This is a genomic window from Pseudomonas sp. C 49-2, from assembly GCF_003970195.1.
Classification (GTDB): domain Bacteria; phylum Pseudomonadota; class Gammaproteobacteria; order Pseudomonadales; family Pseudomonadaceae; genus Aquipseudomonas; species Aquipseudomonas canadensis.
This window is the reverse complement of the sequence record NZ_RXYG01000004.1, coordinates 63,590-90,548: the sequence shown is the minus strand read 5'-3', so window position 1 is coordinate 90,548 and position 26,959 is coordinate 63,590. Positions and strand designations below refer to the sequence as shown.

General features: G+C 66.3%; 15 protein-coding genes. 14 read left to right on the top strand and 1 reads right to left on the bottom strand.

Features of this window, described 5'->3' with window-relative positions; genetic code table 11:
- The first annotated feature begins 208 nt into the window (after positions 1 to 208).
- From EJ576_RS09355 to EJ576_RS09290, 14 genes are read left to right on the top strand one after another with little or no spacing between them, the layout of a single operon-like run.
- Positions 209 to 6,628, top strand: coding sequence for a non-ribosomal peptide synthetase (locus EJ576_RS09355; RefSeq protein WP_126570172.1), 6,420 nt, complete (start codon positions 209 to 211; stop codon positions 6,626 to 6,628).
- A 38-nt stretch (positions 6,629 to 6,666) separates the two neighbouring features.
- Positions 6,667 to 12,123, top strand: coding sequence for a non-ribosomal peptide synthetase (locus EJ576_RS09350; RefSeq protein ID WP_126570170.1), 5,457 nt, complete (start codon positions 6,667 to 6,669; stop codon positions 12,121 to 12,123).
- Complete coding sequence (locus tag EJ576_RS09345; protein WP_123477317.1) at positions 12,120 to 13,853, top strand: ABC transporter ATP-binding protein; 1,734 nt, start codon at positions 12,120 to 12,122, stop codon at positions 13,851 to 13,853. Before EJ576_RS09350 ends, EJ576_RS09345 begins: the two co-directional genes overlap by 4 nt.
- On the top strand, positions 13,850 to 15,595 hold the full coding sequence (locus EJ576_RS09340) for an ABC transporter ATP-binding protein (RefSeq protein ID WP_123477315.1): 1,746 nt from the start codon (positions 13,850 to 13,852) through the stop codon (positions 15,593 to 15,595). Before EJ576_RS09345 ends, EJ576_RS09340 begins: the two co-directional genes overlap by 4 nt.
- Complete coding sequence (locus EJ576_RS09335) at positions 15,589 to 16,692, top strand: saccharopine dehydrogenase NADP-binding domain-containing protein (protein WP_126570168.1); 1,104 nt, start codon at positions 15,589 to 15,591, stop codon at positions 16,690 to 16,692. The genes EJ576_RS09340 and EJ576_RS09335 overlap by 7 nt, the downstream gene beginning before the upstream one ends.
- Positions 16,689 to 17,723 carry a class I SAM-dependent methyltransferase gene (locus EJ576_RS09330; RefSeq protein WP_123477311.1) on the top strand — a complete coding sequence of 345 codons (1,035 nt, stop codon included), beginning with the start codon at positions 16,689 to 16,691 and terminating at the stop codon, positions 17,721 to 17,723. The genes EJ576_RS09335 and EJ576_RS09330 overlap by 4 nt, the downstream gene beginning before the upstream one ends.
- Positions 17,720 to 19,390 carry a class I SAM-dependent methyltransferase gene (locus tag EJ576_RS09325; protein ID WP_126570165.1) on the top strand — a complete coding sequence of 557 codons (1,671 nt, stop codon included), beginning with the start codon at positions 17,720 to 17,722 and terminating at the stop codon, positions 19,388 to 19,390. The genes EJ576_RS09330 and EJ576_RS09325 overlap by 4 nt, the downstream gene beginning before the upstream one ends.
- Positions 19,387 to 20,565: a cytochrome P450 gene (locus EJ576_RS09320; protein ID WP_126570163.1), complete on the top strand. Its 1,179-nt coding sequence runs from the start codon at positions 19,387 to 19,389 to the stop codon at positions 20,563 to 20,565. The genes EJ576_RS09325 and EJ576_RS09320 overlap by 4 nt, the downstream gene beginning before the upstream one ends.
- Positions 20,562 to 21,707 carry a Gfo/Idh/MocA family oxidoreductase gene (locus tag EJ576_RS09315; protein WP_122727437.1) on the top strand — a complete coding sequence of 382 codons (1,146 nt, stop codon included), beginning with the start codon at positions 20,562 to 20,564 and terminating at the stop codon, positions 21,705 to 21,707. The genes EJ576_RS09320 and EJ576_RS09315 overlap by 4 nt, the downstream gene beginning before the upstream one ends.
- A complete protein-coding gene (locus EJ576_RS09310; RefSeq protein WP_123477306.1) occupies positions 21,704 to 22,423 on the top strand; it encodes a VOC family protein in 720 nt (239 codons plus the stop codon). Before EJ576_RS09315 ends, EJ576_RS09310 begins: the two co-directional genes overlap by 4 nt.
- Complete coding sequence (locus EJ576_RS09305) at positions 22,416 to 24,014, top strand: (2,3-dihydroxybenzoyl)adenylate synthase (protein ID WP_126570161.1); 1,599 nt, start codon at positions 22,416 to 22,418, stop codon at positions 24,012 to 24,014. The genes EJ576_RS09310 and EJ576_RS09305 overlap by 8 nt, the downstream gene beginning before the upstream one ends.
- On the top strand, positions 24,011 to 24,769 hold the full coding sequence (locus EJ576_RS09300) for a thioesterase II family protein (protein ID WP_122726894.1): 759 nt from the start codon (positions 24,011 to 24,013) through the stop codon (positions 24,767 to 24,769). Before EJ576_RS09305 ends, EJ576_RS09300 begins: the two co-directional genes overlap by 4 nt.
- Positions 24,766 to 25,074 (top strand): isochorismate lyase, encoded by a 309-nt coding sequence (locus EJ576_RS09295; RefSeq protein WP_126570159.1) that lies wholly within the window; start codon positions 24,766 to 24,768, stop codon positions 25,072 to 25,074. Before EJ576_RS09300 ends, EJ576_RS09295 begins: the two co-directional genes overlap by 4 nt.
- On the top strand, positions 25,071 to 26,456 hold the full coding sequence (locus tag EJ576_RS09290) for an isochorismate synthase (protein WP_126570157.1): 1,386 nt from the start codon (positions 25,071 to 25,073) through the stop codon (positions 26,454 to 26,456). Before EJ576_RS09295 ends, EJ576_RS09290 begins: the two co-directional genes overlap by 4 nt.
- Here EJ576_RS09290 and EJ576_RS09285 read toward each other — a convergent pair.
- The gene (locus EJ576_RS09285; RefSeq protein WP_122726888.1) at positions 26,437 to 26,883 is read right to left on the bottom strand and encodes an anti-virulence regulator CigR family protein; all 447 of its coding nucleotides are present in this window, start codon (positions 26,881 to 26,883) and stop codon (positions 26,437 to 26,439) included. The genes EJ576_RS09290 and EJ576_RS09285 overlap by 20 nt on opposite strands.
- Positions 26,884 to 26,959 lie beyond the last annotated feature (76 nt).

Below are 26,959 nucleotides of genomic sequence, written 5' to 3'. Positions count from 1 at the left end.
TTTCCAACCGCATCGCGCGGCGTATCGGCGTCATGTCCCGCAACTGCGCCCGTGCAATCGGCACTGGGCAAACGGATACGGGGCAAAAACGATTCGATCCGGGTAGTCGCCAAAATGAGAATGACTAGCATCTCCCCCATGCATTTGCCTGCCCCCAGCGCCTGGGCCAACCCCGGCCCGGGCCCTAGCGATGAGAAGACGTTGAGCCATGGCCACTCCCAGCACCTCAACCGCAACACTGCTGCGCCAATCCCTGTCCGACGCCCTTGGACTGCCCGCCGACCAGGTGCCCCTGGAGGCCAACCTGATCGAATGGGGCCTGGACTCCGTCACCCTGATCCGTCTTGCCGGCCAATGGCGGCGCCAGGGCCTGGCCGCGCGTTTCGCCGACTTGGTGGCGGACCCACGCCTATGTACCTGGCTAGCCCTGCTTGACACCGCCCCCACGGCCCCCGCGCCGGTCAGCACCGCTACCGATGACGGGCTGCCGTTCGAACTGGCGCCGATGCAGCACGCTTACTGGATCGGTCGCGCCCCTGGCCAAGCGCTGGGTGGCGTGGCTGCACACTTCTATAACGAGTTCGATGGCCACGACGTTGACCCGATACGGTTGGAAGCCGCCGTGCGTGCCCTGTTCGCGCGGCACCCGATGTTGCGGGCGCAGTTTCTCGATGACGGCCGCCAGCAGGTCCTCGCGCACAGCCCGTGGCCGGGGCTCACGGTGCATGACCTGCGCCAGGCCGGCGCCGAACAGGTGCAACAACGGCTGGCAGCCTTGCGAGCCGAGCTGTCCCATCGCAAGTTGGCCGTGGAACAAGGCCAGGTGCTGGATATCCAGCTGTCGTTGTTGCCCGACGGCACCCGCCTGCACCTGAACCTCGACATGCTCGCCGCCGATGCCTTGAGCCTGCGCACCCTGCTCGGCGACCTGGTGCTGTTGTACCGCCAACATCCCCTGCCCGCGCTGGACTACACCTTTGCCCGCTACCTGGCTGACCTGCGCCAGGAACAGGCCAGCGCCGAGCAGCGGGATCGTCACCAACAGGCGCGCGACTACTGGTTGCAGCGCCTCGATCAATTGCCCGGTGCGCCGAGCCTGCCGATCAAGGCCCAGGGCGATGACCGCCAGGTCTGCCGCCGTCACCATTGGCTGCCGCCGTCAGAACGCCAGGCATTCGAACGCCAGGCGCGGGAGCACGGGCTCACGCCGGCCATGGCGTTGGCGGCGGTGTTCAGTGAAGCCCTTGGCGCGTGGTGCGATACACCCGAGTTGCTGCTCAACCTACCGCTATTCAACCGCACGCCGCTGCATGCCGACGTCGATCGCCTGGTCGGGGATTTCACTTCGTCGATCCTGCTGGCCTGGGACGGCCGGGTCGCCGGCACGTTTGCCGCACGCGCCACCACCCTGCAACGCCGCTTCCACAGCGATGTCGCACACAGCGCGTTTTCCGGCCTGGAGGTGTTGCGTGAACTGTCCCGCCAACGCGGTGAACAAGTCCTGGCTCCCGTTGTATACACCAGCGCACTGGGCCTGGGTGAGCTGTTCGCCGAGGGCGTGCAGGCCAGTTTCGGCCAGCCGGCGTGGATCATTTCCCAGGGCCCGCAGGTGTGGCTCGATGCGCAAGTCACCGAGCTGGACGGCGGCATTCTGATCAACCTCGATGCGCGTGAAGGGCTGTTCGCCGACGGTGTGCTCGATGGCGTGTTCAAGGCCTATACCGACCTGCTGCAACGCCTGTGTTTTGACCCGGACGCCTGGCATCAGGCACCGTCTGCGCTGATCCCCGCCGAGCAACTGGCCCTGCGCCAAACCGTGCAAGGCCAGCCTGCTGCCCTGCCCGTCAAGCGCCTGCACGAGGCATTTTTTGCCCAGGCACGCCTGACGCCCACCTTGCCTGCGCTGCTGCAGGGCCACCCTCCCGTCATCGGCTATGGCGAGCTGGCCGAGCGGGCCCTGCAAGTTGCAGCGTACCTGGAAGACCAAGGCATCCAGCGCGGCGATGTCGTGGCGCTGCAACTGCCCAAGGGCCCCGAGCAAGTCATCGCGGTACTGGGCATCCTCGCCTGCAGCGCCACGTACCTGCCGATCGGCATCGACCAGCCCGACGCGCGTTGCCAGAAAATCTGCGAAAGCTCAGGTGCGCGGTTGCTGCTCAAGGCCCTGCCACCTGCGGGCCCCGCGCTGGACGCGCCCCGGCCCGGTGCGGTCAGCGACCTGGCCTACATCCTCTATACCTCCGGTTCCACTGGCGAACCCAAGGGCGTAGAAATCAGCCACCTGGCCGCCGCCAACACCGTGGAAGACCTGCAACGGCGCCTCCAGCTGACCGCCGATGACCGCATTCTCGCGCTCTCTGCGCTGGAGTTCGACCTGTCGGTGTTCGACCTGTTTGCTGCGCTGTCCAACGGCGCAGCGGTGATTGGCATCGAGCCCGAAGCGCAGCGCGATGCCGAGCGCTGGCGTGAACTGGCCTTGCAGCACCGCGCCAGCGTGCTCAACTGCGTGCCGGCGTTGCTGGACATGTTGCTCGGTTGCGCCCCGGCCGACGCGCGCCTGCCGCTGCGTGCGGTGTTGCTCGGCGGTGACAAAGTCGCCCCGGACCTGGCGCCACGGTTGTGGGCCCAGGCGCCGGGCTGTCGCTTCATGGCCTTGGGCGGCGCCACCGAAGCGGCGATCCACTCGACGCTGTTCGAAGCCCTACCCGGCCAGCCATTGCCTTGGCACTGCCTGCCTTACGGCAAACCGCTGGACAACGTCAGCCTGCGCATCGTCGACCACCAGGGCCATGACTGCCCGGACTGGGTGGCCGGGGAGCTGTGGATCGGCGGCGCCGGGGTGGCCCAGGGTTATCGCGGCGACCGCGTGCGCAGCGCCGAACGTTTTGTCGACTATCAAGGCCTGCGCTGGTACCGCACAGGCGACCGGGCGCGCTACCACCCCGACGGCACTGTGGAGTTCCTCGGGCGTAGCGACTTTCAGCTCAAGCTGCATGGCTACCGCATCGAGGCCGGCGAAGTCGAGCAGGCGCTGCTGGCCTGCCCAGGCGTGGAGCACGCGGTCGTGTTGCTGACCGGCCAGCAATTGGCGGCGGTGGTCCGTCTGGCGCACGGCGCCGTGCAGCCTGTGCAGATCGACCTGCCGGGCCTGGCCGAGCGCCTGCCGGCGTATATGATTCCCTCGCTGATCCTTGGCTGCGCGCAGTTGCCCTTGACCGGCAACGGCAAGGTCGACCGCAAGGCCTTGCACGCGTGGCTCGTCCAGCATAGCCCGGTGCAGCAGGCCAACCTGACGGCGCCCTGCGGCGTTATCGAACAACAGGTGGCCCGCGCCTGGCAGCAGTTGCTTGGCTGTGGTGAGGTGTGCCGCGAACACAGCTTCTTTGCCCTGGGTGGCGACTCCCTGAGCGCCACCCGCCTGGTGCGCCTGCTCGCCGAACAAGGGCTGGGCGGTGCACGCATCGCCCAGGTGTTTGCCAAGCCGGTGCTGGCGCAGTTTTGTGTCGACCTGCATCAACAGGCACAGGCCGAACCCGCACACACCGTTGTTGCAGACCTGGCGCAACGCCACGCGCCCTTCCCTATGACTGAGGTGCAGCAGGCCTATTGGCTGGGCCGCGACCCCAGCCTGGTATTAGGGGGCGTGAGTTGCCACTTCTACCGTGAATACGACGTCGAGGACCTTGACCTGCCGCGCCTGCAACACGCCTTGCAGCGCTTGATCGAACGCCACGAAATGCTGCGCGCTGTGTTCGATCACAGTGGCCAGGCGCGCATCCTGCAACAAGTGCCGGCCTTCGTGATCGGCCAGGGCCACGCCAGCCTGGAAGAGCTGCGTGAACACTGTGCCCATCGCGTGTTCGCCCCTCACCAATGGCCGCTGTTCGATGTGCAAACGGTGACCCAAGGCCGGCACACACGCCTGGCGATCAGCCTGGACAATTTGATCCTCGACGCCCTGAGCATCCTGCGCTTCTACACCGAACTCGATGCGTTGTACCGCGAGCCCGACATTGCGCTGGCCCCGTTGGATCTGTCGTTTCGCGATTACCAATTGCAGTGCGCCGCTGCATCTGAAGAGTTGCACGCCGCGCAGCGCTTCTGGCAGGAACGCCTGCCCGAATTGCCGCCGCATCCGCAGTTGCCACTGGCCGCCGATCCCGCCAGCCTGGGCCGACCACGCTTTGAACGCCTGCAAGGGCAGATCGATGCCAGCGCCTGGCAAGCGATCCTGTCCAAGGCCCAGCAACAGGGGCTCACCGCCTCGGCGGTACTGCTCTGCGCTTTTGCCGAAACCCTCGGCCGCTGGAGTGCACGCCCGGACCTGAGCCTCAACCTCACACTGTTCGATCGCCGCCCCGTGCACCCGCATATCGACCAGGTAATGGGCGACTTCACATCGCTGACCCTGCTCGGGTATGTGCCCGTGGCGGGTGAGCGTTGGGTTGACCGTGCACGGCGTACGCAACAATCCCTGGGCGAGGCGTTGGAGCATCGCTGCGTGGGTTCCGTCAGCCTGCTGCGCCAGCTGGCCCGGGGCAATGGCGAGCAACAGGTGAGCATGCCGGTGGTGTTCACCAGCGCCCTGGGCGTCCCGGATGGCACAGCGGCGCCGGTGGACGGACCGTTTGCCCACCAAGTGTTCGGCCTGACACAAACCCCGCAAGTGTGGCTCGACCACCAGGTCGTCGAAGCCAACGGTGGTATTGCCCTGAACTGGGACCGTGTGGTCGGCCTGTTTCCCAAAGGTCTGGTTGAAGCGATGTTCGACGCTTACCTGCAGAGCCTCAACTGGTTGGCCGAGCACGCCTGGGACAGCGCGCCACCCGACCTGCTGCCCCAGGCCCAAGCGCAACGGCGTGCCCAACTCAACGCCCCGATCGACTGCGTGCCGGGCGACCCGACGCTGCACCAGGGTTTCTTTGAACAGGCGCGCCAGACGCCGCAGCGCCCGGCCTTGTTATGGGGTGAACACGGCACGCTGAAGTACGGCGAACTGGCCGACCGCGCGCTGCGTATCGCCCACAGTCTGATGGACGCAGGTGTCGCACCCGGCGACCTGGTGGCCGTGTCCCTGGCCAAAGGGCCACAGCAGGTGGCCTGTGTGCTGGGCATTCTGGCGGCCGGCGCCGCCTATCTGCCGGTGGGTGTCGATCAGCCATTGCAGCGCTGCCAGCGCATCCTGCAACAGGCCGGCGTGACCCTGATGCTCGCCGAGCACGACCCGCAACTGCCCGGCGTCAAGCACCTAAAGCCCTCCACCGCGTTGAAGGCCGAACCGCTGGCGGCGCCACGGCCTCTCGTAGCGGGTGAGCTGGCCTATGTAATCTACACCTCCGGCTCCACTGGCCAGCCCAAGGGCGTGGAAATCACCCACCGCGCGGCGATGAATACCGTGGCCGAGATCAACCGCTGTTATGGCGTCCAAGCCACCGACCGGGGCTTGGCCCTGTCGGCGCTGGACTTCGACTTGTCGGTGTATGACCTGTTCGGCCTGCTCTCGGTGGGCGCCGCAGTGGTGCTGATCGACGAAGACCAGCGCCGCGATGCCCGCGCCTGGCTCAAGGCATTGCAACAGCACCGCGTGACCCTGTGGAACAGCGTGCCGGCGCTGCTCGACATGCTGCTAGAAGCCAACGCTCAAGACCGCCAGCCCCTGGACCTGAGGGTCGCTCTGCTGTCCGGCGACTGGATAGGCCTTGATCTGCCGCAACGCCTGCAAGAGCAGGCCCACGGTTGCCGCTTTATCGCCCTCGGCGGCGCGACCGAAGCAGCGATCTGGTCGAATCACTTTGAAGTACGCCAGGCAATGCCGGGCTGGCGTTCGATTCCCTACGGCGTGCCGCTGGCCAACCAGGCCTACCGGGTAGTCGATGCCCTGGGCCGTGACTGCCCGGACTGGGTCACGGGGGAACTGTGGATCGGCGGTGCCGGCGTCGCGCGTGGTTATCGCCACGCGCCGCAGCTGAATGCCGAGCGCTTTGTCGATGGCTGGTACCGCACCGGTGACCTCGGCCGCTACCACCCCGATGGCCTGTTGGAGTTTCTCGGGCGCGCCGACAGCCAGGTGAAGGTCCGTGGCCATCGCATCGAACTGGGCGAAATCGAAGCCGCCCTGGCGCGTCACCCCTGTGTGAACAGCGCCGTGGCGCTGGTCGCCGACCACCGACTGATGGCCGCCGTTACGGCCAGCACCTGCGCCGAGGTGCTCGCACAGCATCTGGAGCAGTGCCTGCCGGCCTACATGCGCCCGGAACAGATCCTGGTGCTGGAACGCCTGCCGTTGAGCAGCAATGGCAAGGTCGACCGCCGTGCGCTGCTCGCCCCCTTGAGCGCCGCTGCCCAGCCACGGGACGCGATGGATGAGCAACCGCTGAGCGCCGGCGAACAGGTGATCGCCGAGCTCTGGCAGCAATTGCTCAAGGTGCCGAGCGTCTCGCGCCACGACAACTTTTTCCGCCTGGGCGGCGACAGCCTGCTGGCCACGCGTTTTCTCGAAATGCTACGCAGCCGTCTGGGCGTGGAACTGCCCATGGGCCAGTTGTTCGGTGCCGCCAGCCTGCTGGAAGTGGCGCAGACCCTCGAACGCCTACCCACCCCGCACACCGTTGAAGAAGGCGTTATCTGATGCCCGCGCAACCACCCTTTTTTCCAGGAGCTGTCCCCATGCCCGCCGCCAAACTGCTAAGCGAACTCAAGTCCCTGGGCGTCGAACTCTGGCCCCAGGATGGCCAACTGAAATTCCGCGCGCCCCAGGGCCTGCTCGACACAGAACGCCTGGCGCAACTGCGCGAACACAAGCAACAGATCCTGCACCTGCTGGAGACACAGGAACGCCCGCTCGTGCAGGCCGATCCAGCGCAGCACCACACGCCCTTCCCCCTCACCGATGTGCAGAATGCCTACCTGCTGGGCCGCCAATCGTCCTTCGGCTACGGCAATGTCGCCTGTCATGGCTACCTGGAACTGAGCTGGCCAACCCTGGACCCGCAGCAGGTGGAACAGGCCTGGAACCGCCTGATCGCCCGCCACGACATGCTGCGAGCGGTGATCGCCAGCGAAGGTTCGCAGCGTGTGCTGCCCGACGTCGACCACTATCCTCTGGCCATCGCCGATTTGCGTGGCGCCACCCGCGAGCAGCACCAGCACGCGGTGCAACAGATTCGCCAGGCCATGGAGCAGAAGCTCTACCCCACCGAGGTCTGGCCGCTGTTCGAACTGCGTATGAGCCGCAGCGACAACGGCGACACGCTGCACTTCTCCATGGACTCCCTGATCGCCGACTGGGCCAGCGCGCAGCTGCTGTTCAATGAGCTGGAGCTGTTGCTGCAGGATCCCCAGGCAACGTTGCCTGCCCTGGACATCACCTTCCGCGACTATCTACTGGCCGAGCGCAGTTTGCTCGAAGGCAGCCGCCACCAACGTGACCGTGACTACTGGCTGGCCCGCATCGACGCATTGCCCGCCGCCCCACAACTGCCGGCGCCCCTGAGCGGCGAAGACACCCGCGTGCCCCGTTTTCAACGGCACTCTGCGCAGCTTGAGTCGCAGCCATGGGCAGCCCTGAAAAGCGCTGCCAGCGAACGCGGTCTTACCCCATCCATCGTGGTGCTGGCGGCCTACGTCGCCACGTTACAACGCTGGAGCCAGCAGCCTGCCTTCAGCCTCAACCTGACATTGCTCAACCGCCTGCCACTGCACCCGCAGGTGGATCGCCTGGTGGGCGACTTCACCTCGGTCAGCCTGTTGCAGGTCAACGATCCCGAAGGGCTGGACTTCACCGCCCAGGCACGCCAGTTGGGCAGCCAATTGTTTGCCGACCTGGAGCACCGGCTATTTTCCGGCATCCAGGTCATGCGCGAAATCGGTCGCCGTCGTGGGCGTGAAGCGGCGGCCATGCCGGTGGTCTTCACCAGCGCCATCGGCCTGGGGATCGAGGCACCGCCGGCCAGTCAACGCCGGGTGGGCCACGGCATCACCCAGACGCCGCAGGTCACCCTCGATTGCCAAGTGATGGATGACGCCAACGGCCTGCACATCCATTGGGACGTGCGCCAAGGCGTATTCCCCAACGGCCTGGTGGACGACATGCAACAGGCCTTTGTCGCCGAACTGCAGTTGCTCGCCCTCGATCCGGCCGCCTGGGAACATCCGGTGCAAGTGCCACTGCCGGCCTGGCAACAGCGCGAACGCCTGGCAGCAAATGCCACCGCCGCCCCGTTGCCCACCGGTCGCCTGCACGACGGCCTGCTGGCCATGGCTTGGGAACATCCTCACGCCCTGGCGGTGATCGATGCCAGTGGCAGCCTGACCTACGCCGCCCTTGCCGAACGCGCACTGGCCGTGGCCGCCTCCCTGCGTGAGGCCGGGTGCGGCGCGCAGGAACCCGTGGCGATCCTGATGCCCAAGGGTCTCGACCAAGTGGTGGCGGCCTACGGCGTGTTGCTCGCCGGCGCGGCCTATCTGCCCCTGGACAGCAACGCTCCGGCCGCACGCCGCGACCGCGTACTGCTAAGCGCCAAGGTGCGGCATGTGCTGGGGCATTCCCTGGCGCAGCCGAACACGCCGTTGCCCGAGACATTGCAATGGCACGCCGTAGACCGGTTGCCCTCGGCGGGCGCGGATTTCGAGCTGATCGAGGGCAGCCCCGATGACCTCGCCTACGTGATCTACACCTCCGGTTCCACCGGCGAACCCAAGGGCGTGATGATCAGCCATCGCGCCGCGCTCAATACCGTGCAAGACATCAACCGACGCTTCGACGTCAACGCCGATGACCGCGTACTGGGCCTGGCGCAGTTGAGTTTCGACCTGTCGGTGTATGACCTGTTCGGGCCACTCGCCGTGGGCGCAACCCTGGTGCTGCCCGACCCGGCACGTGGCGCCGACCCGTCGCACTGGGCCGAACTGGTGCAGCGCCATCAGGTCACGCTGTGGAACTCGGTGCCGGCACAACTGCACATGCTCGCCGACTACCTGCACGCCGAACCCCGCCCACTGGACAGCCTGCGCCTGGCCTTGCTGTCCGGTGACTGGATCCCGCTGAACCTGCCACCGCAACTCCAGGCGTTGTTGCCCGACCTGAAACTGGTGGGCCTGGGCGGCGCCACCGAAGCCTCGATCTGGTCGAACCTGCACCCCATCGGCGCCATCGACCCAGCATGGCGCAGCATTCCCTACGGCCTGCCGCTGGCCAACCAGGGCTTTCGAGTACTCGACAGCCACTGGCGTGATGCGCCGACCTGGGTGCCGGGCGACCTGTACATCACCGGTGTCGGCCTGGCCCAGGGCTACCTGGGCGATCCGGCATTGAGCGACGCACGTTTCTTTGCTCACCCGCTCGACGGCCAGCGCCTGTACCGCACCGGTGACCGTGGCCGCTATTTGCCGGGGGGGGAGCTGGAATTCCTGGGTCGTGAAGACGGCCAAGTGAAAATCCGCGGCCATCGGGTGGAACTCGGTGAGGTCGAGGCCGCACTGCTCGCCACCCCTGGCGTGGACACTGCGGTGAGCCTGGTCAGTGGCGACCTGTTGGCGTTCGTCACCGCTGCACGCGCCGAACCCGAGCCGCTGCCAGGCGCGCCGTTGCTCACGGCGGTCAAACGTTATGCCGACAGCCAGGTGGGCAGTTTCGATGCGCAACAGGTGCGCGAGTACCAGGCTGACTTGAGTGCCGCCGCATTGAGTTCGATGCTGGAGGTGTTGCTCAAGGCCGGACTTTTCAGCGGCGAACGGGCCGAACCGGACGCCGCCGCAATCCTGCACGCTTTGCAGGCCGAGCCGCGTCACCATTGGCTGGTTCGCCGCTGGTTGGGCGCGCTGTGCGAGGCGGGTCTGCTGCACTACACCCACTCGCACTACCGCCTCGCGCAACCCGCGCCCAACCCGGCGCTGGCGTGGGGCCGGGTGGAACAGGCGGTCGCCTCGGGGCTGTGCAGCCAGGCGCTGCTCGACTACCAGCTCAACCATGTGTGGCAACTGCCGCAACTGCTCAAGGGCGAGGTCAACCCGTTCGACTTGCTGTTCCCCCAAGGCCAACTGGACTTGGCCTTGCAGTTGTACGGCGGGGATGCCGTGTCGCGCTACAACAACCACAGCATCGCGGCGCTGATCAACCGCCTGGCCACCCACCATCAAGGCGACGGCCCGCTGCGCATCCTCGAAATCGGCGCCGGTACCGGCGCCACCAGCGCGCCGGTCATCAGCTTGCTCGATGGGCTGGAAGTCGACTACCTGTTTACCGACATGACCGCGTTTTTCCTGCCGGCGGCCAAGCAGCGCTTTGCTGAACAGGCCTGGGTACGCTATGGCGTATTGGACATCGACCAGGACATCCGCCCTCAGGGTTTGGCCAGCAACAGCGTGGATATCGTGCTGTGTGCGGGCATGCTCAACAGCGTCAAGGACATCGACAATGCCCTCGGCCAAATCACCGAGTTGCTCAGCCCTGGCGGCTGGCTGGTGTTCAGCGAACCGACCGGCGAATGGCCGCCGATCCTGCTGACACAGGGCTTCATGATGACACCGGCCAATGGCGACCACGACCAGGGCCGCAGTGGCCTGCGCGACGCCGATATCTGGCAGGCGCGAGTCAAGGCCTTCGGTGGCGAATGCCTGCCTGCCCTGCCCCAGGCCGATCATCCGCTGGCCGCCCTCGGCATGCAGGTATTCTCCGCGCGCTTCAAGGCCGGCGTGCAGCGCCTGAGTGTCGACAGCCTGCGCCGCGCCCTGGCCAAACGCCTGCCGGACTACATGTTGCCAGCGCACCTGCAGGTACTCGACCGCTTGCCGCTGACCGCCAACGGCAAGGTCGACCGCAAGACCTTGGCCGGCTGGCGCCCTGCCGCCGATGCCCAGGCCTCCAGCAGCCAGGAAGCGCCGAGCGATCCACTCAGCGCCGAGTTGTGCCGCCTGTGGGCCGACGCCCTGGGGCTGGCGCAGATCGGCGTCGAGGACAGCTTCTATGAAAAAGGCGCCGACTCGCTGATCCTCGCCCGCGTCGCTGGCCAACTGCGTGAGCAACTGCCCCAGGCCCAAAGCCTGAGCTACGACACCTTGCTGCGCCAGATGCTCAACGAGCCCAATGTCGCCGCCCTCGCGCGCCTGCTCAATCAGGGTGAAGCCACGCCGGGCGCGATTGCCGCCAGCGGTGAAGCGCAACGTTCGTCCAGCAGCAACGCGCTGGTGGTGCCATTTGGCGGAGGTGACGTCGGCCCGGTCCGGGTGATGTTCCACGCCGCCCTCGGCACCCTGGATTATTTCCAGCACCTGGGCCGCGCCCTTGCCGACCAACAGGCCGGCCCGGTGATTGGCTTTGCCGTGGCTGACACCGAACAGTACCTGGCGCTGGAGCCCAAACGCCTGATCGAGCACGTGGCCGAGGACTACGCCGAGCGCTTGATTGCCGACGGTCATCAACGTTTTCAGCTGATCGGCTACTGCCTCGGCGGGCTGCTGGCGACTGAGGTTGCCCGGCGCTTGCTCGAACGCGGCATGGAGGTGGTCGACCTGAGCCTGATCGACAGCATCCCGATGTTCATCGACACCGACGAAGAGCTGGCCTACGAGGCGATCTTCGTGCCCAACCTGAACCTGGACCCAGTGAAAACCGTGTTTGGCGCGCACATCGAAGACTACGACGTGTACCGCGCCATCGACTGGTTGATGGCCCGCGACAACCGCCGCGTGCCGGCCGGGGCCATGGCGGCGTTGAGCGGCGATCCGGGGCTGGACGCGCTGGCGCTGGCGGTCCAACAGCAATCGGCGCGCAGCCAGGAGGAGCGCCTGGCCGAATACGCACGCCTGGCCTCGGGCCAGGCCGGGGTGCCGATCGGCCCCGAACTGGTACCGACGCTGTTTCGTGTGTGCCGCCACAGCATGCGGGCGGCGCGGTTCGACCCGCCGCCGTTCCTCGGCAACATGACCTACCTGCGCTGCCTGGAGCAGCAATCGTTCGGCATCACCGGCGGCGTCGGGCATTTGGCTGCACCGTTCTGGGAAGACGCCTGCCTGGGCCGCTTCGAGCTGATCGACGTGCCCGGCAATCACTTCAGCGTGATCGAACCGCCCCACGTCCACACCGTTACTGCGCACCTGCTTGAGGCCCTTCGGAAAAACTCATGACCACTGCCTTGGATACTCTGAAACGCCCGGTCAATCGCCTCATCCGTCTCGGTGTGGTGTTCGCCGCCCTCGGCGCATTGGTCAACCTGGTGCCCTTTATCGGCCTCACCGAACTGGGCCGCTTGCTGTTGGCCGGCAGCGCCGACAGTAAGACCCTATGGCTGTGGGCCGCGCTGGTGGTGATCGCCCTGAGTGTGGGGTGGATGGCCAGTGGCGTGGCGCTGTGGTTGACCCATGTGGCTGACCACCGGCTGCAATCAAGTTTGCGCGAAGCCATGGTGCGCAAGCTCGGGCGCGTGCCGTTGGGCTGGTACACCGACACCACCTCCGGCGCCGTGCGCAAGGTGGTGCAGGACGACCTCGAAGACCTGCACCACCTGGTCGCCCACCACGCGGTGGAACTCACCGCAGCCATCGTCACGCCGTTGGCGGGCCTGCTGTGGCTGGCGACGCTGAACTGGCGGCTGGCGCTGCTGGCGGTGCTGACACTGCCCATCTACGCGGTGGCCTACACCCTAATGATGCGCGGTTTTGGCGCCAAAATGCAGTTGCTGGACAAGAGCATGACCCGGGTCAGCGCGGCAATTGTCGAGTTCGTGCACGGCATTGCCGTGGTCAAGGCGTTCGGCCAGGTCGGCCAGGCGCACCGTAGCTATCAGCAGGCGGTCAACCAGTTCAGCGAGCAGTACGCCGGCTGGGTCAAGCCGCTGCTGCGCCTGGAAGCCTTTTCCTCGATGGCCTTGAGTGTGCCGGTGATCCTGCTGGTGAGCCTGGGGGTGGGAAGCCTGTTGCTGGCGCACGGTTGGATCACACCGCTGGAGCTGTTCGCCGAAACCCTGGTGGCGGTGGTCATTCCGCAGTCGCTGCTGGTGATCAACCAGAGCCTCACGGCCCAGCGTACGGCCCTGGCGGCAGCGGATCGCATCGAAGCGCTGCTGGACGTTGAGGAATTGCCTACGCCCAAGGCCTGCGTCCAACCCCAGGGCAGCGACATCCGCTTTGAACAGGTGCAGTTCGGCTACGACGCCGAGCACCTGATCCTCAAGGGCGTCGACTTGCACTGCCCGGCCGGCAGCGTGACCGCATTGGTCGGCGCGTCCGGCGCCGGCAAGTCGACCCTGGCCAAGCTGGTGCCGCGCTTTCATGACGTCAACGCCGGCCGTATCTGCGTGGGCGGCGCCGATGTGCGCGAGATCGACCCGCGCCAGTTGTATCAACACGTGGGCTTCGTGTTGCAGGACGCCCAACTGGTGCACGGCACGGTCGCCGACAACCTGCGCCTGGGCCGCCCGGATGCCAGCGATGCAGAGGTCGAGGCGGCAGCGCGCTCGGCGCAGATCCATGCGCGTATCCAGGCCCTGCCCCGGGGTTATCAATCGGTGATCGGCGAAGATGCGATCTTCTCCGGTGGCGAGGCGCAGCGCGTGTCCATCGCCCGCACGCTGCTGGCCGACACGCCAGTGCTGATCCTCGATGAAGCCACCTCCCACGCCGATCCCGAGTCCGAAGCACTGATCCAGGATGCACTGTCTGCCTTGGCACGTGGCCGCACGGTGCTGGTGATTGCCCATCGCCTCGCGAGCATCAGCGGGGTCGACCAGATCGTCGTCCTCGACCAGGGCCGCGTGCTGGAAAGCGGCCGCCATGAACACCTGCTGAACGCCAATGGCGCCTATGCCCGACTGTGGCGAGCCGGCACCGAAACCCCTGCCGTGGAGATGTCCCTGTGATTCGCAGCCTTGTGACCTTACTGGGCCCGGCCCATGCCCCGCGCCTCTACCGTTACCTGGCGTGGCTGGTGACCAGCGCCGTGCTGCAAGGCCTGGCCGTGGCGCTGCTGGTGCCGATCCTGCACGCGTTGTTCGCCGGCGACCTGCCCACGGCCACCGCCTGGCTGGCGGGCCTGGCGGCCATGGTGGTGCTGACCTGCATCGCCCACTACCAGCAGGCCATGAAGGGCTTTGCCCTGGCCTTGCTGGTGCTGACGACCTTGCATGATCGCCTCGGCCAGCACCTGGTAAGCCTGCCGTTGGGCTGGTTCAACTCGGAAAAGGTCGGGCGCCTGTCACGCAGCGCTACCAGCGGCACGTTGATGGTCACCGGTTTGTTTGCCCATTACCTGGGGCCGGTGGTGTCCGGGGTGGTGGTGCCGGCCACCGTGGCGCTGACGCTGTTCGTGTTCGACTGGCGCCTGGGCCTGACGGCTGTGTTGTGTGCGCCGCTGATCTACTTCACCCATCACTGGTCGGCCGCCGCCATCGGCAGCAACGATGCGCGAGTGGAAGCCGCCGCGACACTGGCCGGCAACCGGGTGGTGGAGTTCGCCCGCTATCAGCAAGTGCTGCGCGCGTTTGGCCGCACCCAGGACGGCTACGCGCCGTTACAGGCGGCCAATCAGGCGCAAAAGCTGGCGGGTGGCTCGATGCTGTCGCAGACCTTTCCCAAGCTGCTCGCCGGTGGTTTGACCGTGCAGCTGGCCTTTGCGCTACTGGTCGGCGTGGGCATTGCACTGGCGGCTCATGGTGAAATCGATGCGATCCAGTTGGTGGCCCTGCTCGCCCTGGCAGCACGATTCGTGGGGCCATTGGCCGAAGCCGCAGCACGCAGCGGCCTGTTGCGCATGGCCGGCAACGACCTGGATCAATTGGTGAGTATCCTGCGTGAGCCGCCGTTGCCCGAACCCGCCGTCAGCCTGCCCCTGTCAGCACCCGGCAGCCTGGCCTTCGAACACGTGAGCTTCGCCTACCCGAGTGGTCCGACGGTTTTGCGCGACCTGACCTTCAGCGCCCCGGCGCATTCGATGACCGCGATTGTCGGCGCGTCGGGCTCGGGCAAGACCACCGTCACCCGCCTGTTGATGCGTTTTTTCGACACCACGGCGGGCAGCGTCAAGGTCGGCGGCGTGGACGTGCGCGAGCTGTCCAACGCGGCGCTGATGGCGCAGTTGTCGCTGGTGATGCAGGACGTGTACCTGTTCGACGACAGCCTGGAAGCAAATATCCGCGTCGGTAGCCCGGACGCCAGTGCCCGCGACGTCGCCGAAGCGGCACGGCTGGCCGGTGTCGATGAAATCGTCGCCCGCCTGCCGCAAGGCTGGAACACACCGGTGGGCGAAGGTGGCGCATCGTTGTCCGGCGGTGAGCGCCAGCGCGTGTCCCTGGCGCGCGCCTTGCTCAAGCGTGCGCCCATCGTGCTGCTGGACGAAGCCACCGCCGCGCTCGACCCGCACAACGAAGCCTTCGTACAGGCCGCGATTCAACGCCTGATGCAACACTCGACCGTGCTGGTGATCGCCCATCGTTTGCCGACCATCATGGCCGCTGACCAGATTCTGGTCCTGGACGAAGGTCGCCTGGTGGAATCAGGCACCCACGCACACCTGCTCAGCCTCAACGGGCGTTACGCCGGGTTCTGGCATGACCGTCAGCGCGCGGGTGGCTGGCGCCTGAATGCGCAGGCCCAGCCATGCTGATCGGGGTGCTGGGCGCCAGTGGCGACGTCGGCCTGGCCAGCGCAAAGGCCTTGTTGAGCCTGGGCCTGCAGGACCTGCGCCTGGGCGGGCGTGATGCGCACAACGGGGCGCGCTGCCTGGCGCTGCTCCAGCAACAATGGCCCGAAGCACGCCTGCAGTGGGCGGCCGTGGATTTCAACGACACGCCAGCCCTGGCCAGGTTCGCCCGTGGCTGCGACGTGCTGCTCAACTGCGCCGGCCCCTCCTGGCGCGTGGCGGACCGTGTCGCGCAGGCCGCCTTGAACGCTGATGCGCATTACGTCGATGCCGCGGGCGATATCCAGCTCGACCCGGCTTTATGGCGCGGGCGCAGCGCGGTGCTTGGTGCGGGTCTGCAACCGGGCCTCACCGGCCTGCTGCCACGCTGGCTCGCGATGCAGGGGTTTACACGGGTGCTGGGGCTGAACAGCTATTTCGGTCTGCGTGACCACTTCACGGCGGTCGCCGCCGACGACTTCCTGCAAGGGGCGGTAGACGGCTCCAGCGAGCCCTTGGCGGCCTGGCACAACGGCCGTTGCAGCCGCGCACTGCGACGCAGGCGCGATGTGCTGCTGCCGTGTTTCCCCGGGCCGGTGCATCTGCTGCCCTACCTGAACCGGGAAGGCGAACGCTTGGCCAGGGACCTGCGCCTGGAAACAGGCCAGTGGTTCAACGTGATGACCGACGGCCATGTACTCAAGGCCCTCGACCAGGCGCATAGCCTGCCGCATGCCGAAGCGGTGCAACGCTTATGTACGGCCAGCCAACTGGACCTCAGTGGCCAGCCATCCTTTGTCACGTTGTTGCTGCAACTCGATGGCCTCTGCGACGACCAGGCGTACACCCGCAGCTTGGTCGTCAGCGGCGCGGGCAATGCGCCTCTGACCGGCGCCATGGCGGCAGTCACGGTGGTGAGTGTGCTCGAAGGCGAAATCCGCCCAGGCTGCCATGACGCCGCGTACGCGTTGCCGCCCGCCGCCAGCCTTGAGCGCCTGCAACGCACTCAGGCGATCCGCTCACTGACCCTGCTGGACCACCCACTCGCACACCTGCAACACGCCGAAGAAGGTTGCCTATGAACACCGCCCTTAACGCACTGGAACAACTGAGCCTGGGTGTCATGGCCGACGTGCTCCTGCGTACCCAGGCCTTGCCGATGCAGGTCTGGCGAACCGCCGCACAGCTTAACCAAGCGCTCGGCACCGCACCGCGCCACGCCTGGATCGTGCGGCGCTGGCTCGCGGCGTTGTCGCGAGCCGAAGCCGTGCAGGTAGACGGCGAGCGGTTGGCCTGGAATGGCACGCCGCCTCAAGCCGCCATCGGCGATTTGCCAGGGTTGTATGCCGAGCTGGGTTTCCCGTCGAGCATGGCGCAACTCCATGCCCAGGTCATCGAGTGCCTGCCCGAGTTGCTGCGCGACCGCATCGCCCTGGCGCCGTTGTTGGTGCTCGCCGGGGATCCGGTGGCGGTACTCGGTGCGTACCAGCGCAACCACTTCACCGCCGCGATCAACCAGACGCTCGCGGCCCGTGCGCGGGAAACCAGCGCCGCCGACGACGTGTTGCAGGTGCTGGAGCTCGGCGGCGGTGCCGGCTGTACCACGCGTGCCGTGCTGGCAGCCCTGGAGAACCGTGAAAAAGCTTATCGCTTCACTGATATCAGCTCACTGTTCACCGGCGCGGCTCAGCGCGCATTCCGCCTGGAGCCCGGTATGCAATTAGGCCTGCTCGACCTGGACCGCGACTTTAGCGAGCAAGGCATCGCGCCCCGTAGCCAGGACCTGGTGATCGCCGGCAACGTGCTGCACAACGCCTGCGACCTGCCGCGCAGCCTGGCGCGAATCCGCGCTTGCCTGCGCGACGGCGGCACCTTGCTGTTCAGCGAATCCATTGCCGACAACCCGGCGATGCTGACCTTCATGCACCTGTTGCTGTCTCCGCCGGCCGGCGCGCCGCTTCGGGCCACCGACGAAGTGTTCATGCCACCCGAAGTCTGGCGCCAGGCCTTGCACGTCGCGGGCTTTGAATTGCTCGACCTGTGGCCCGCGGCGACCGACCCGCTGGCCGCCGCCGGGCAACGTCTGTTCCATGCCACCGGAGTTTCCCGATGAACGTCGACACCCTGCTGATCGACCTGCCCACTGCGCCCTGGCAACTGCCTGCGTTTACCGACCTGGGCGTTCATCAGTTGGCGCCCGCCCGGCTGCTGGCCTTGCTTGAGCGCCAACGCCCGGCTGTGGTGATGATGAGCGCCGAACAGCTGGAGCGCCTGCTGGATTTCCCCGCACTGGCGTTGAGTGATTTGAGCCACCTGCAACAGGTGCTGTTCGTCAGCCACCGCCCGGGTGACTGGCAGCTCGCGGAGCGTGCCGCGGCGCAACTCGATTGCCGCGTGCAAGGTTTCACGCAGCAATGGCACGACTTGGCCAGCGTCAAGCTGGCGCATCAACGCTGGCGTGAGCGCGCTTTGGGCCATCCTCAAGTCAATGCCGTTGCCCTGCACGGCCAGACGCTGTTCGTGGTGCCGCATGCTTGCCCGAGCAGGCCGGTGGACGATCACCTGGCCGCAACCGAGACCGCCCTCGACCAAGCCTTTGAACCTGCACAACTGGTGGAGTCGGTGCGACTCAATGATCGACTGGGTCACGCCGCGCTCCTCTCCATGCTCAATGGGCTTGAGCAGTGTGGGTTGCTGCCGGCACCGCTTAATGACGTGGCCCACAGCCTGGCACTGGCGGGCATTGCCCCTGGTCACCGGCCGTTGATTGCGCGCTGGCTGGATGTGCTGCAGTCCCAAGGCCTGTTGCAACGCGTCGCCGATCGGTTGCAGCCCACCCTCGACGCGAATGCCTGGAGCGATATCGCCCTGGAAGGTATCTGGGCCCAGTTGAGCGTGGAGTGGGCACGCAACACAGGCGGCAGCGGCACCCTCGACTATGCGCGGGAAAATGCGCGGCAGTTGCCGTTGTTGATGCGCGGTGAGTGTGCGGCGGTGCACCTGTTGTTTCCCGAAGGCCGCACCGAGCGCGCGGCGGCGCTGTACCGCGAGAGCCTCGCAGCGCAATACCAGCACCGCGCCGTCGCGCACTGGATCGGCGCCTGGGCCGCACGCCAGCCGGCCGGTGTGCCGCTGCGCGTGCTGGAAGTCGGCGCCGGCACCGGGTCCACCACCCAAGCGGTGTTGCCCGCCTTGGCGAATGCCAGCGTGGATTATCTGTGCACCGACGTGTCGCGCTACTTCAGCGAGCAAGCCGCCGAGCGGCTCAAGGACTGGCCATGGGTACGTCACGGCGTGTTCGATATCGACCGCCCGGCCCTGGCCCAGGGTTATCCCAGCCAGAGCTGGGACCTGATCGTTGCCGGGGGCGTGCTGAATGCCGCCCGCGACACCGAGCGGTCCCTGGCCACCCTGCTCGCCTTGCTCAAGCCGGGCGGCTGGCTGGTGTTCAGCGAACCGACCCAGGAGGAATTCTGGGTGATGGCCTCCCAGGCTTTCATGCTCAACCAGGCCAGCGACGAACGCCAGCTCAGCAGCGCCACCTTCCTCGACCTGTCGCAGTGGCAAAGCGCATTGGTGCGGGCCGGATTCCACGGCAACCGCAGCCTGCCCGCCGCCACACACCCGCTGGCGCGCCTGGGCCATCGCGTATTCGTGGCCCAGGTCCCGGCCCAACGCCTGAGCCGCGCCGCACTGGCGGCCCATCTGGAAGACCCCGAACTGCAGCTTGAGCTGCTCGACCATTTGCCCGACCTCAGCACCGCCAAGGACTTGCCATGACCCCGCTGGCCTACCCATTCAACCGCTTCACCGACCTCAAGCTGGCGCAACCCTATCGCCATGCCCAACAGGCACCGGGGCTGTTGCGCATCCAGATGCCCATCGGCGCCCCCGCCTGGCTTGCTACTCGCTATGACGACGTACGCCTGGTGCTCGGCGACCGGCGCTTCAGCCGCAGCGAAGCGTTTCGCCGCGACGATAGCCCGCGTGCCTTCCCACGCATCGCCGGTGGCATCGTGATGATGGATCCGCCGCAACTCACGCGAATCCGCTCGCGCGCCGCCCAGGCTTTCACCCGCCGCCGCGTCGAAGCCCTGCGTCCCCACGCCCGCGACTACGCCCATCAGTTGATCGACCGCATGCTCGCCGCCGGCCCGCCGGCCGATCTGGTCAACGACTACGCCTTGCCGTTGCCTCTGGCGCTGATCTGCGAGCTGCTGGGTGTGCCGGTGCAGGACCGTGACCGTTTCAAGGTCTGGAACGACTCCCTGCTGTCGACCCGCCCTGAAGACGCGGATCAGACCCAGCTTCACCTGGGCGAACTGGCCGCGTACATCAAAGACCTGGTGGCCGAACGTCGACGCGCGCCACGCGATGACTTCATGACCGCCCTGACCCAGCCCGACGAAAAGGGCGAGTCCCTCAACGAGGAGCAATTGCTGCTGTTGTGCATTGCGATCCTGGTCGCCGGTTACGAAGGCAGTGCCTCGCAGATCCCCAACTTTATCCAGGTGCTGTTGGACAACCCCGCGCAGTGGCAACAGCTCAAGGCCGATCCCGAGCAGATACCGCAGGCGGTCGAAGAGCTGCTGCGCTACATCCCGCTGGCCTCGGCGGCGATGTTTGTGCACTACGCGCTGGAAGACATTCAGGTCGGTGAAACCCTGGTGCGCCAGGGCGACGCGGTGTTCGCCTCGATCGGCGCCGCCAACCATGACCCGGCCCGCTTTGAAAACCCACAGGCGCTGGACCTGCAACGGGATGCCAGCGGCCATTTCGGCTTTGGCCACGGCCTGCATCACTGCATCGGCTCAGCCCTGGCGCGGGTCGAATTGCAGGAGGCGCTGCACGCCCTGGTGGTGCGTCTGCCCAGCCTGCAACGCTGTGGCGACGTGCAATGGAAAACCGCGACGTTCTTTCGCGGCGCCCACTGCCTGCCGGTGACCTGGTCATGAACCGCCCCATTGCACGCAAACGCGTGATCGTCGCCGGCACTGCGTTTGGCCGTATCTACCTGCAAGCCCTGGCACGCGCCCAGGCCGACTATGAACTGGTGGGCATCCTGTCGCGCGGCAATGCCTACTCGCGCGCCTGCGCCGCGCACTATGGCGTACCGTTGTACGAGGCGGTGGAGCAAGTGCCGGATGACGTCGACATCGCCTGCGTGGTGGTACGCTCCGGTGCCACAGGCGGCGCCGGCAGCGAGCTGGCCCAGCAACTGCTGCGACGCGGCATCCATGTGCTGCAGGAACACCCGGTGCACCACCGCGAAATCGCGGCGTGCATGCAGGCCGCTCGTCAAGGCCAGGCAGCCTACGCGGTAAACACGCTGTACCCGAACATCCTCGCGATCCGGCGTTTTCTCGCCGTGGCCGAGTACCTGCGCGAACAGCAAGGGCTGGCGTACATAGACGCGGCCTGCAACAGCCAGGTGGCCTACCCGCTGCTGGACATTCTCGGGCGCCTGGCCGGTGGCCTGCGGCCTTGGGTGTTCGCGGCGCCAGCCGCCGGGGTCGGGGCGCAACCCTTTATGCGGCTCAACGCGAGTTTCAACGGTGTGCCGATCAGCCTGCGCATCCAGAACCAGGTGCACCCCCGGGACCCGGACAACCATTCCTTCCTGTTGCATCGCCTCGAAGTGGGCTGCGAAGCCGGCGTGCTGAGCCTGGGCGACACCCATGGCCCGGTGCTGTGGAACCCGCGCCTGCATGCCCCACGGGACAACACCGACCGCCTGATCATGGCCGGCCCCGGCAGCGAACGCCTGGCCGGGCCGACGATGGTGGTGCTCGACCCGCAGATTCCAGCGAGCTACCACCAGGTGTTCAACCAGCTCTGGCCCGACGCGGTCAGCCTTGCGCTGGGTGAACTGTGTCGCGACATCGACGACCCCGCACGCCGCCTGCGCAGCGGCGTGTGGGCCACCGAGGTGTCCATGGCCTGGCGCGAAATGAACGGCCTGATCGGCATGCCCGAACTGATCGAGCCCAGGGTGCCGCGTGCGCTGTCACTGGCCGAACTCCATGCCCGTGCCGACGCCGTACAACCCCCTTGCGGTGACGACACCGCCCAACTGCTGGGAGCCCTGCCGTTTTGAACACTGCCCAATCCTCTTCCGCCTGCAGCCATGTGCTGCTGTGGGTGCGCGACTTGCATCAGGCCGTGGCGAATTTTCGCGACGCCGGCTTCGAGGTCACTTACGCCACCGCTGAAGCCAGCGCACAACACGCGCACATCTGGTTCAGCCAGGGGCCAATCATCGAACTGCTGACCACGCCGCGCCATGCCTGGCTGTTCAAGTGGCCCATTGACTGCCTGGCCGGCCGGGGGGCCGGGCGGCGCATGTTGCGTTGGGCCGCCCAGGGCGAAGGCTTCTGCGACCTGGCCCTGCTGTGCGAAGACCCGGCCCTGGCGCCACGCCTCAAGGGCCTGGTGGCTTGCGGCGTCAGCATGGGACGTACGGTGAACTGGCGGCGCACCTGCGCCGATGGCAGTCAGACGCGCTTTCGTTTCGTGTACCCGCGCCATGATCGCTTGCCCTTCCTGGTCACGCCCTACTCACCGTCCCAGCACCCGGCGCACAGGGTCCACCCCAATGGCGCTACCGGGTTGGCCGCGATTCATTTGGGCGTACACCCCGACGATCACGCCGCCCTTCACCTGCTGGCCGGCGATGATCCGCTGCTGCGCCTGCAACCGGCCACGCACACCGGCGTACAGGCGGTGCAAGTCACCGGCCTTGCGCACTCGCTGAATCTGCACGGTGCCCAGTTGCTGGGCTGCCCGACTGCCCAAGGAGATTGCCATGCTTGATGGATGCACTGACTGGCCCGACGACTTTATTCGCCGCTACCGCGAGCAAGGCTACTGGCACGGCGCGCCCTTGGGCGAACTGCTGCGCGAGCAGGCCCGGCGCACGCCAAACAAGGAGGCGCTGGTAGACGGCTCGCGGCGCTGGAGCTACGCCGAGTTCGACCATGAGGCCGACCGCCTGGCCGCCGGCCTTGCCGAGCGCGGGCTGGTGGCGGGCCAGCGGGTGCTGGTGCAGTTGCCGAATATCGCCGAGTTCTTCAGCCTGACCTTCGCCCTGCTGCGTGTGGGCGTGATCCCGGTGTTTGCGCTGCCGGCCCATCGCGAACATGAACTGGCGCACCTGGCACACCTCAGCCAGGCAGTGGCCTATGTGATTGTCGATCAGCATCTGGGCTTCGACTATCGCCCGTTGGCGCGCACGCTGCGCGAGCAAGTGCCGAGCCTGCAACAGGTGTGGGTGGTCGGTGCCGCCGAGGAATTCGTGCCGCTGGCGCAGTGCGTGGCCAGCCCGCGCGAACTGCCTACGCCGGATTCGCGGGAGGTGGCGGTGCTGCTGTTGTCCGGCGGCACCACCGGCCTGCCCAAACTGATCCCGCGCACCCATGACGACTACGCATGCAATGCGCGCCTAGCCGCCCAGGCGTGTGGGTTCGATGCCGATACCCGATACCTCGCCGCACTGCCGGTGGCGCACAACTTCCCCCTCGCCTCTCCCGGTGCTTTGGGCGTGTTCAGTGTCGGCGCTACCCTGGTACTGGCGCCGGAACCGAGCCCGGACACCGCCTTTGAGCTGATCGAACGCGAACGCATCACCCACACGGCCCTGATCCCACCGCTGGTGCTGCTGTGGCTGGAAGTCGCGCAATGGTCCGATAACGACCTGAGCAGCCTGCAATGGCTGCAGGTCGGCGGCGCCCGGCTCAAGGCCGAGATCGCCGCACGCATCCGCCCGGTCTTGGGCTGCGGCCTGCAACAGGTGTACGGCATGGCCGAGGGCTTGCTGTGCTTCACGCCACTGGATGATCCGCAGGCGCGGGTGTTCGACACCCAGGGGCTGCCGCTGACCGCCGACGACGAGATCCGCATCGTCGACGCCGACGACCAGCCGGTCGCCCCCGGCACCGTCGGTGAATTGCTGGTGCGCGGCCCTTACACCATTCGCGGCTATTACAACGCCGCCGAGCAGAACCAGCGCGCGTTTACCGCCGACGGTTTTTACCGCAGCGGCGACCTGGTGCGGCGCCTGCCCGAAGGGCATTTGATTGTCGAGGGTCGCAGCAAGGATGTGATCAATCGCGGGGGCGAGAAAATCCCCGTGGAAGAGATCGAGAACCTGCTGCTCGGCCACCCGTTGATTCGCGATGTGGCGCTGGTGGCGCTGGCCGACGAGTTGCTCGGGGAGCGCAGTTGCGCCTGTGTGCTGGCCCACGGCGAGCGACTCGACCTGGCCTCGATCAACGCCTGGCTGCGCGAACGTGGGCTGGCTGCCTACAAGTTGCCGGATCGCTTGCAGGTGCTGCGCGAGTTCCCGTTGACGCGCCTCGGCAAGGTCAACCGCAAGGCCCTGGCAGAACAGGTGCTGGCGCTATGAGCGGCGCTGCATCGCCATGGCTGCGCGTGCTGCGAGAAAACCAACAGGCGCGGGCACGCCTGGTGTGCCTGGCCCATGCCGGGGGCAGCGCGAGTTTTTTCCGTCCGTGGCTGGCGCACCTGCCGGGGGATATCGACCTGCTGGCCGTGCAATCTCCGGGACGCGAAGAGCGTTTCAACGAAACGCATATCCCCTGCCTGGATAGTCTCGCCGGGCACATTGGCGCAGCACTGCAAACGTTGCCCGCCCGGCCTTTGCTGCTGTTCGGCCACAGCATGGGCGCCGCCCTCGCCTACGCCGTGGGAGTGCGCCTGCAAGCGGCGGGCGCTGGCGCCGCCCATGTGTTCGTCTCGGGTCACGCGCCGCCACACCGGCAACCAGACAGTGACCTGCACCGCCAGGACGACGCCGCGCTGATCGCCGACATCCTGCGCCAGGACGCCGACGCCGCCGGCCTGTGGGCCAATCCCCAATTGCGTGCGTTGTTCCTGCCAACCCTGCGCAGCGACTACCAGGCCATCGAAACCTGGCGCCCCCAGCAGCTTACCCGCTTGTCGGCGCCACTCGACGTGCTGCTGGCCCGCGATGACGCCGAAGTCAGCCTTGAGCAGGCCCGTGCCTGGGCTGACCTCAGCGACCACACCCCGGATATCCGCCTGTTCGACGGCGACCACTTTTACCTCAAGCATCAGCCGCGACCGGTGATCCATCACCTGTTGCAACGCACTGCCTACCTACAGGGAGACTCGGTATGAAAACCCCGGAACACTGCACTGGCCTTTCGGACATTCGTGAAGCCATCGACAGCCTCGACCAGCAGATAATCGAAGCCCTTGGCCTGCGCATGCAGTACGTCAAGGCCGCCTCCGCGTTCAAGCCCGACCAGGCCAGCATCGCCGCCCCGGAACGTGTCGCGGCGATGTTGCCGCAACGCCGGCAATGGGCGCAGGAGGCTGGGTTGGGCGGAGAGTTTATCGAGGGATTGTTCAACCAGATCATCCACTGGTACATCGCCGAGCAGACCGCCTTCTGGTTGCAGAAAAAGAGCAAGGTGGTATGAACCTGGACGCGTTGCTCAAGGTATTCCAGACCGCGCACCAGCGTGCGGTCGCGTATCAACGGCCAGTCATCGCCGTTTCTTCACACCCCGCACCGACGCTGGAGGCCCTGGCCCTTTACGAAGCCCACCGGCAGGGTTTCTTCTGGCGCGCGCACTCGCCAGACCTGACACTGTTCGGCCTGGGCTGCGCCTGGCAGATCGAGGCCAGCGGCCCCCAGCGCATGCTCGACGTCGACCGGCAATGGTTCGCGCTGTGCGCCGACGCGGTGATCGACGGGCCCAAGGCTCCACTGCTGCTGGGCGGCATGCGCTTCGATGAACAACGGCCGTGCGCATCGCATTGGGCCGCCTTCGCTGACGCCAGTTTTCATCTGGCCCATTGGCTGCTCAGCGAAGACACCGACGGCTGCTGGCTACGCTGCCAGCAAGTGGTCGAACCCGACAGCGACCCGCAGGCATTGGCCCGCGACAGCATCGCGGCCTATGCGCAACTGCTCAACCCCCCCGCTGCGACGGCTACTGCGCCCGATGTTATCGAACGCAACGCGCTGCCTTCCCCACAATGGCAGGGTAAGGTCGATATAGCGTTGCAGGCCATTTCACGCGGTGACTTGAACAAAGTGGTGTTGGCGCGGCATATCGAGTACCAGTTGGACGCGCCCCTCGACAGTGGTGCAGTGATGCAGCGCCTGCACGCACGGGGCAACGCCTCCCACCTGTTCGCGCTGCACCGTGGCGAGCATTGCTTCATGGGCGCCACCCCCGAACGACTGCTCAGTTGTCAGGCGGGTCGCCTGACCACCCACGCCCTGGCAGGCAGCGCACGACGAGGCATTACGGCCGACGAGGATCACGTTATCGGTGAACGGCTACTGGCCGATCCCAAGGAGCAACATGAACACCGACTGGTGGTGCAGACCATTACCCGAGCCCTGGACGGAAAAGTCAGCAACCTCCAGGCCGCGTCATCCCCCCACCTGCTGAAGCTGACCAACGTGCAGCACCTGAGCACACCGATCATGGCTCAACTCAACCCAGACAAGCGTTTGCTGGACGGCATCCACGCGCTGCATCCAACGCCGGCAGTGGGTGGATTGCCAAGTGCGACCGCCATGGATTTCATCCGTCGCCACGAAGGCTTCGACCGAGGCTGGTATGCGGCGCCGGTGGGTTGGATGGATTCACAGGGCAATGGGGATTTCCTGGTCGCTCTGCGCTCGGCGCTGATGACCCCACGACACTGTCATTTGTTCGCGGGGTGCGGAATCGTTCATGGATCTAGGCCAGCCGATGAATATGAGGAAACCCAAATCAAGCTTGCCAGCATGGAGCAGGCATTGTTACCTGATCTCCATCCCGACCCTAATCGAAAGCACCATTGAGCACCTCATAAATGAGGCCGGAAGCAATGGCGACGAGGATCAAATCCGTACCCGCCTGCCGCCACTCATAGCCGTCGTAATGTGGCAACCTGCCCAGCAAGCGACCATCCAACTTCTTGGCAATGCCCGGAGGCATAGGTTTTCCTCGCGCCAGATTCTTCTGTATCCCAGGCGGCAGTGATGGGCCTGGGCTCCAATAGTCACGATAGCCTCCGACCACACCCAGGATGCTGCCCCGGTCGATGCTGGGGCCGCGCTGCCAATCATCTACGTCGGAGCCCTTGCCCTTATGACCTTGGCCCCCTTGTGCGTTGCCCTTTGCGTGGCCTTGACCCTTGCCGTTGCCAGGGTCGGCCACAGTCGCCACCGAGCCCATAAGCAAAACAGTGCCGGTCAATGCAACTGCCAACATGCGAGATTTGAACATGGTCGTCTTCTCCAGATGAGAACTACCCTAGAAATGTAGACGATATTTACCTATAAACCCTTTGCCCGCCCCAACA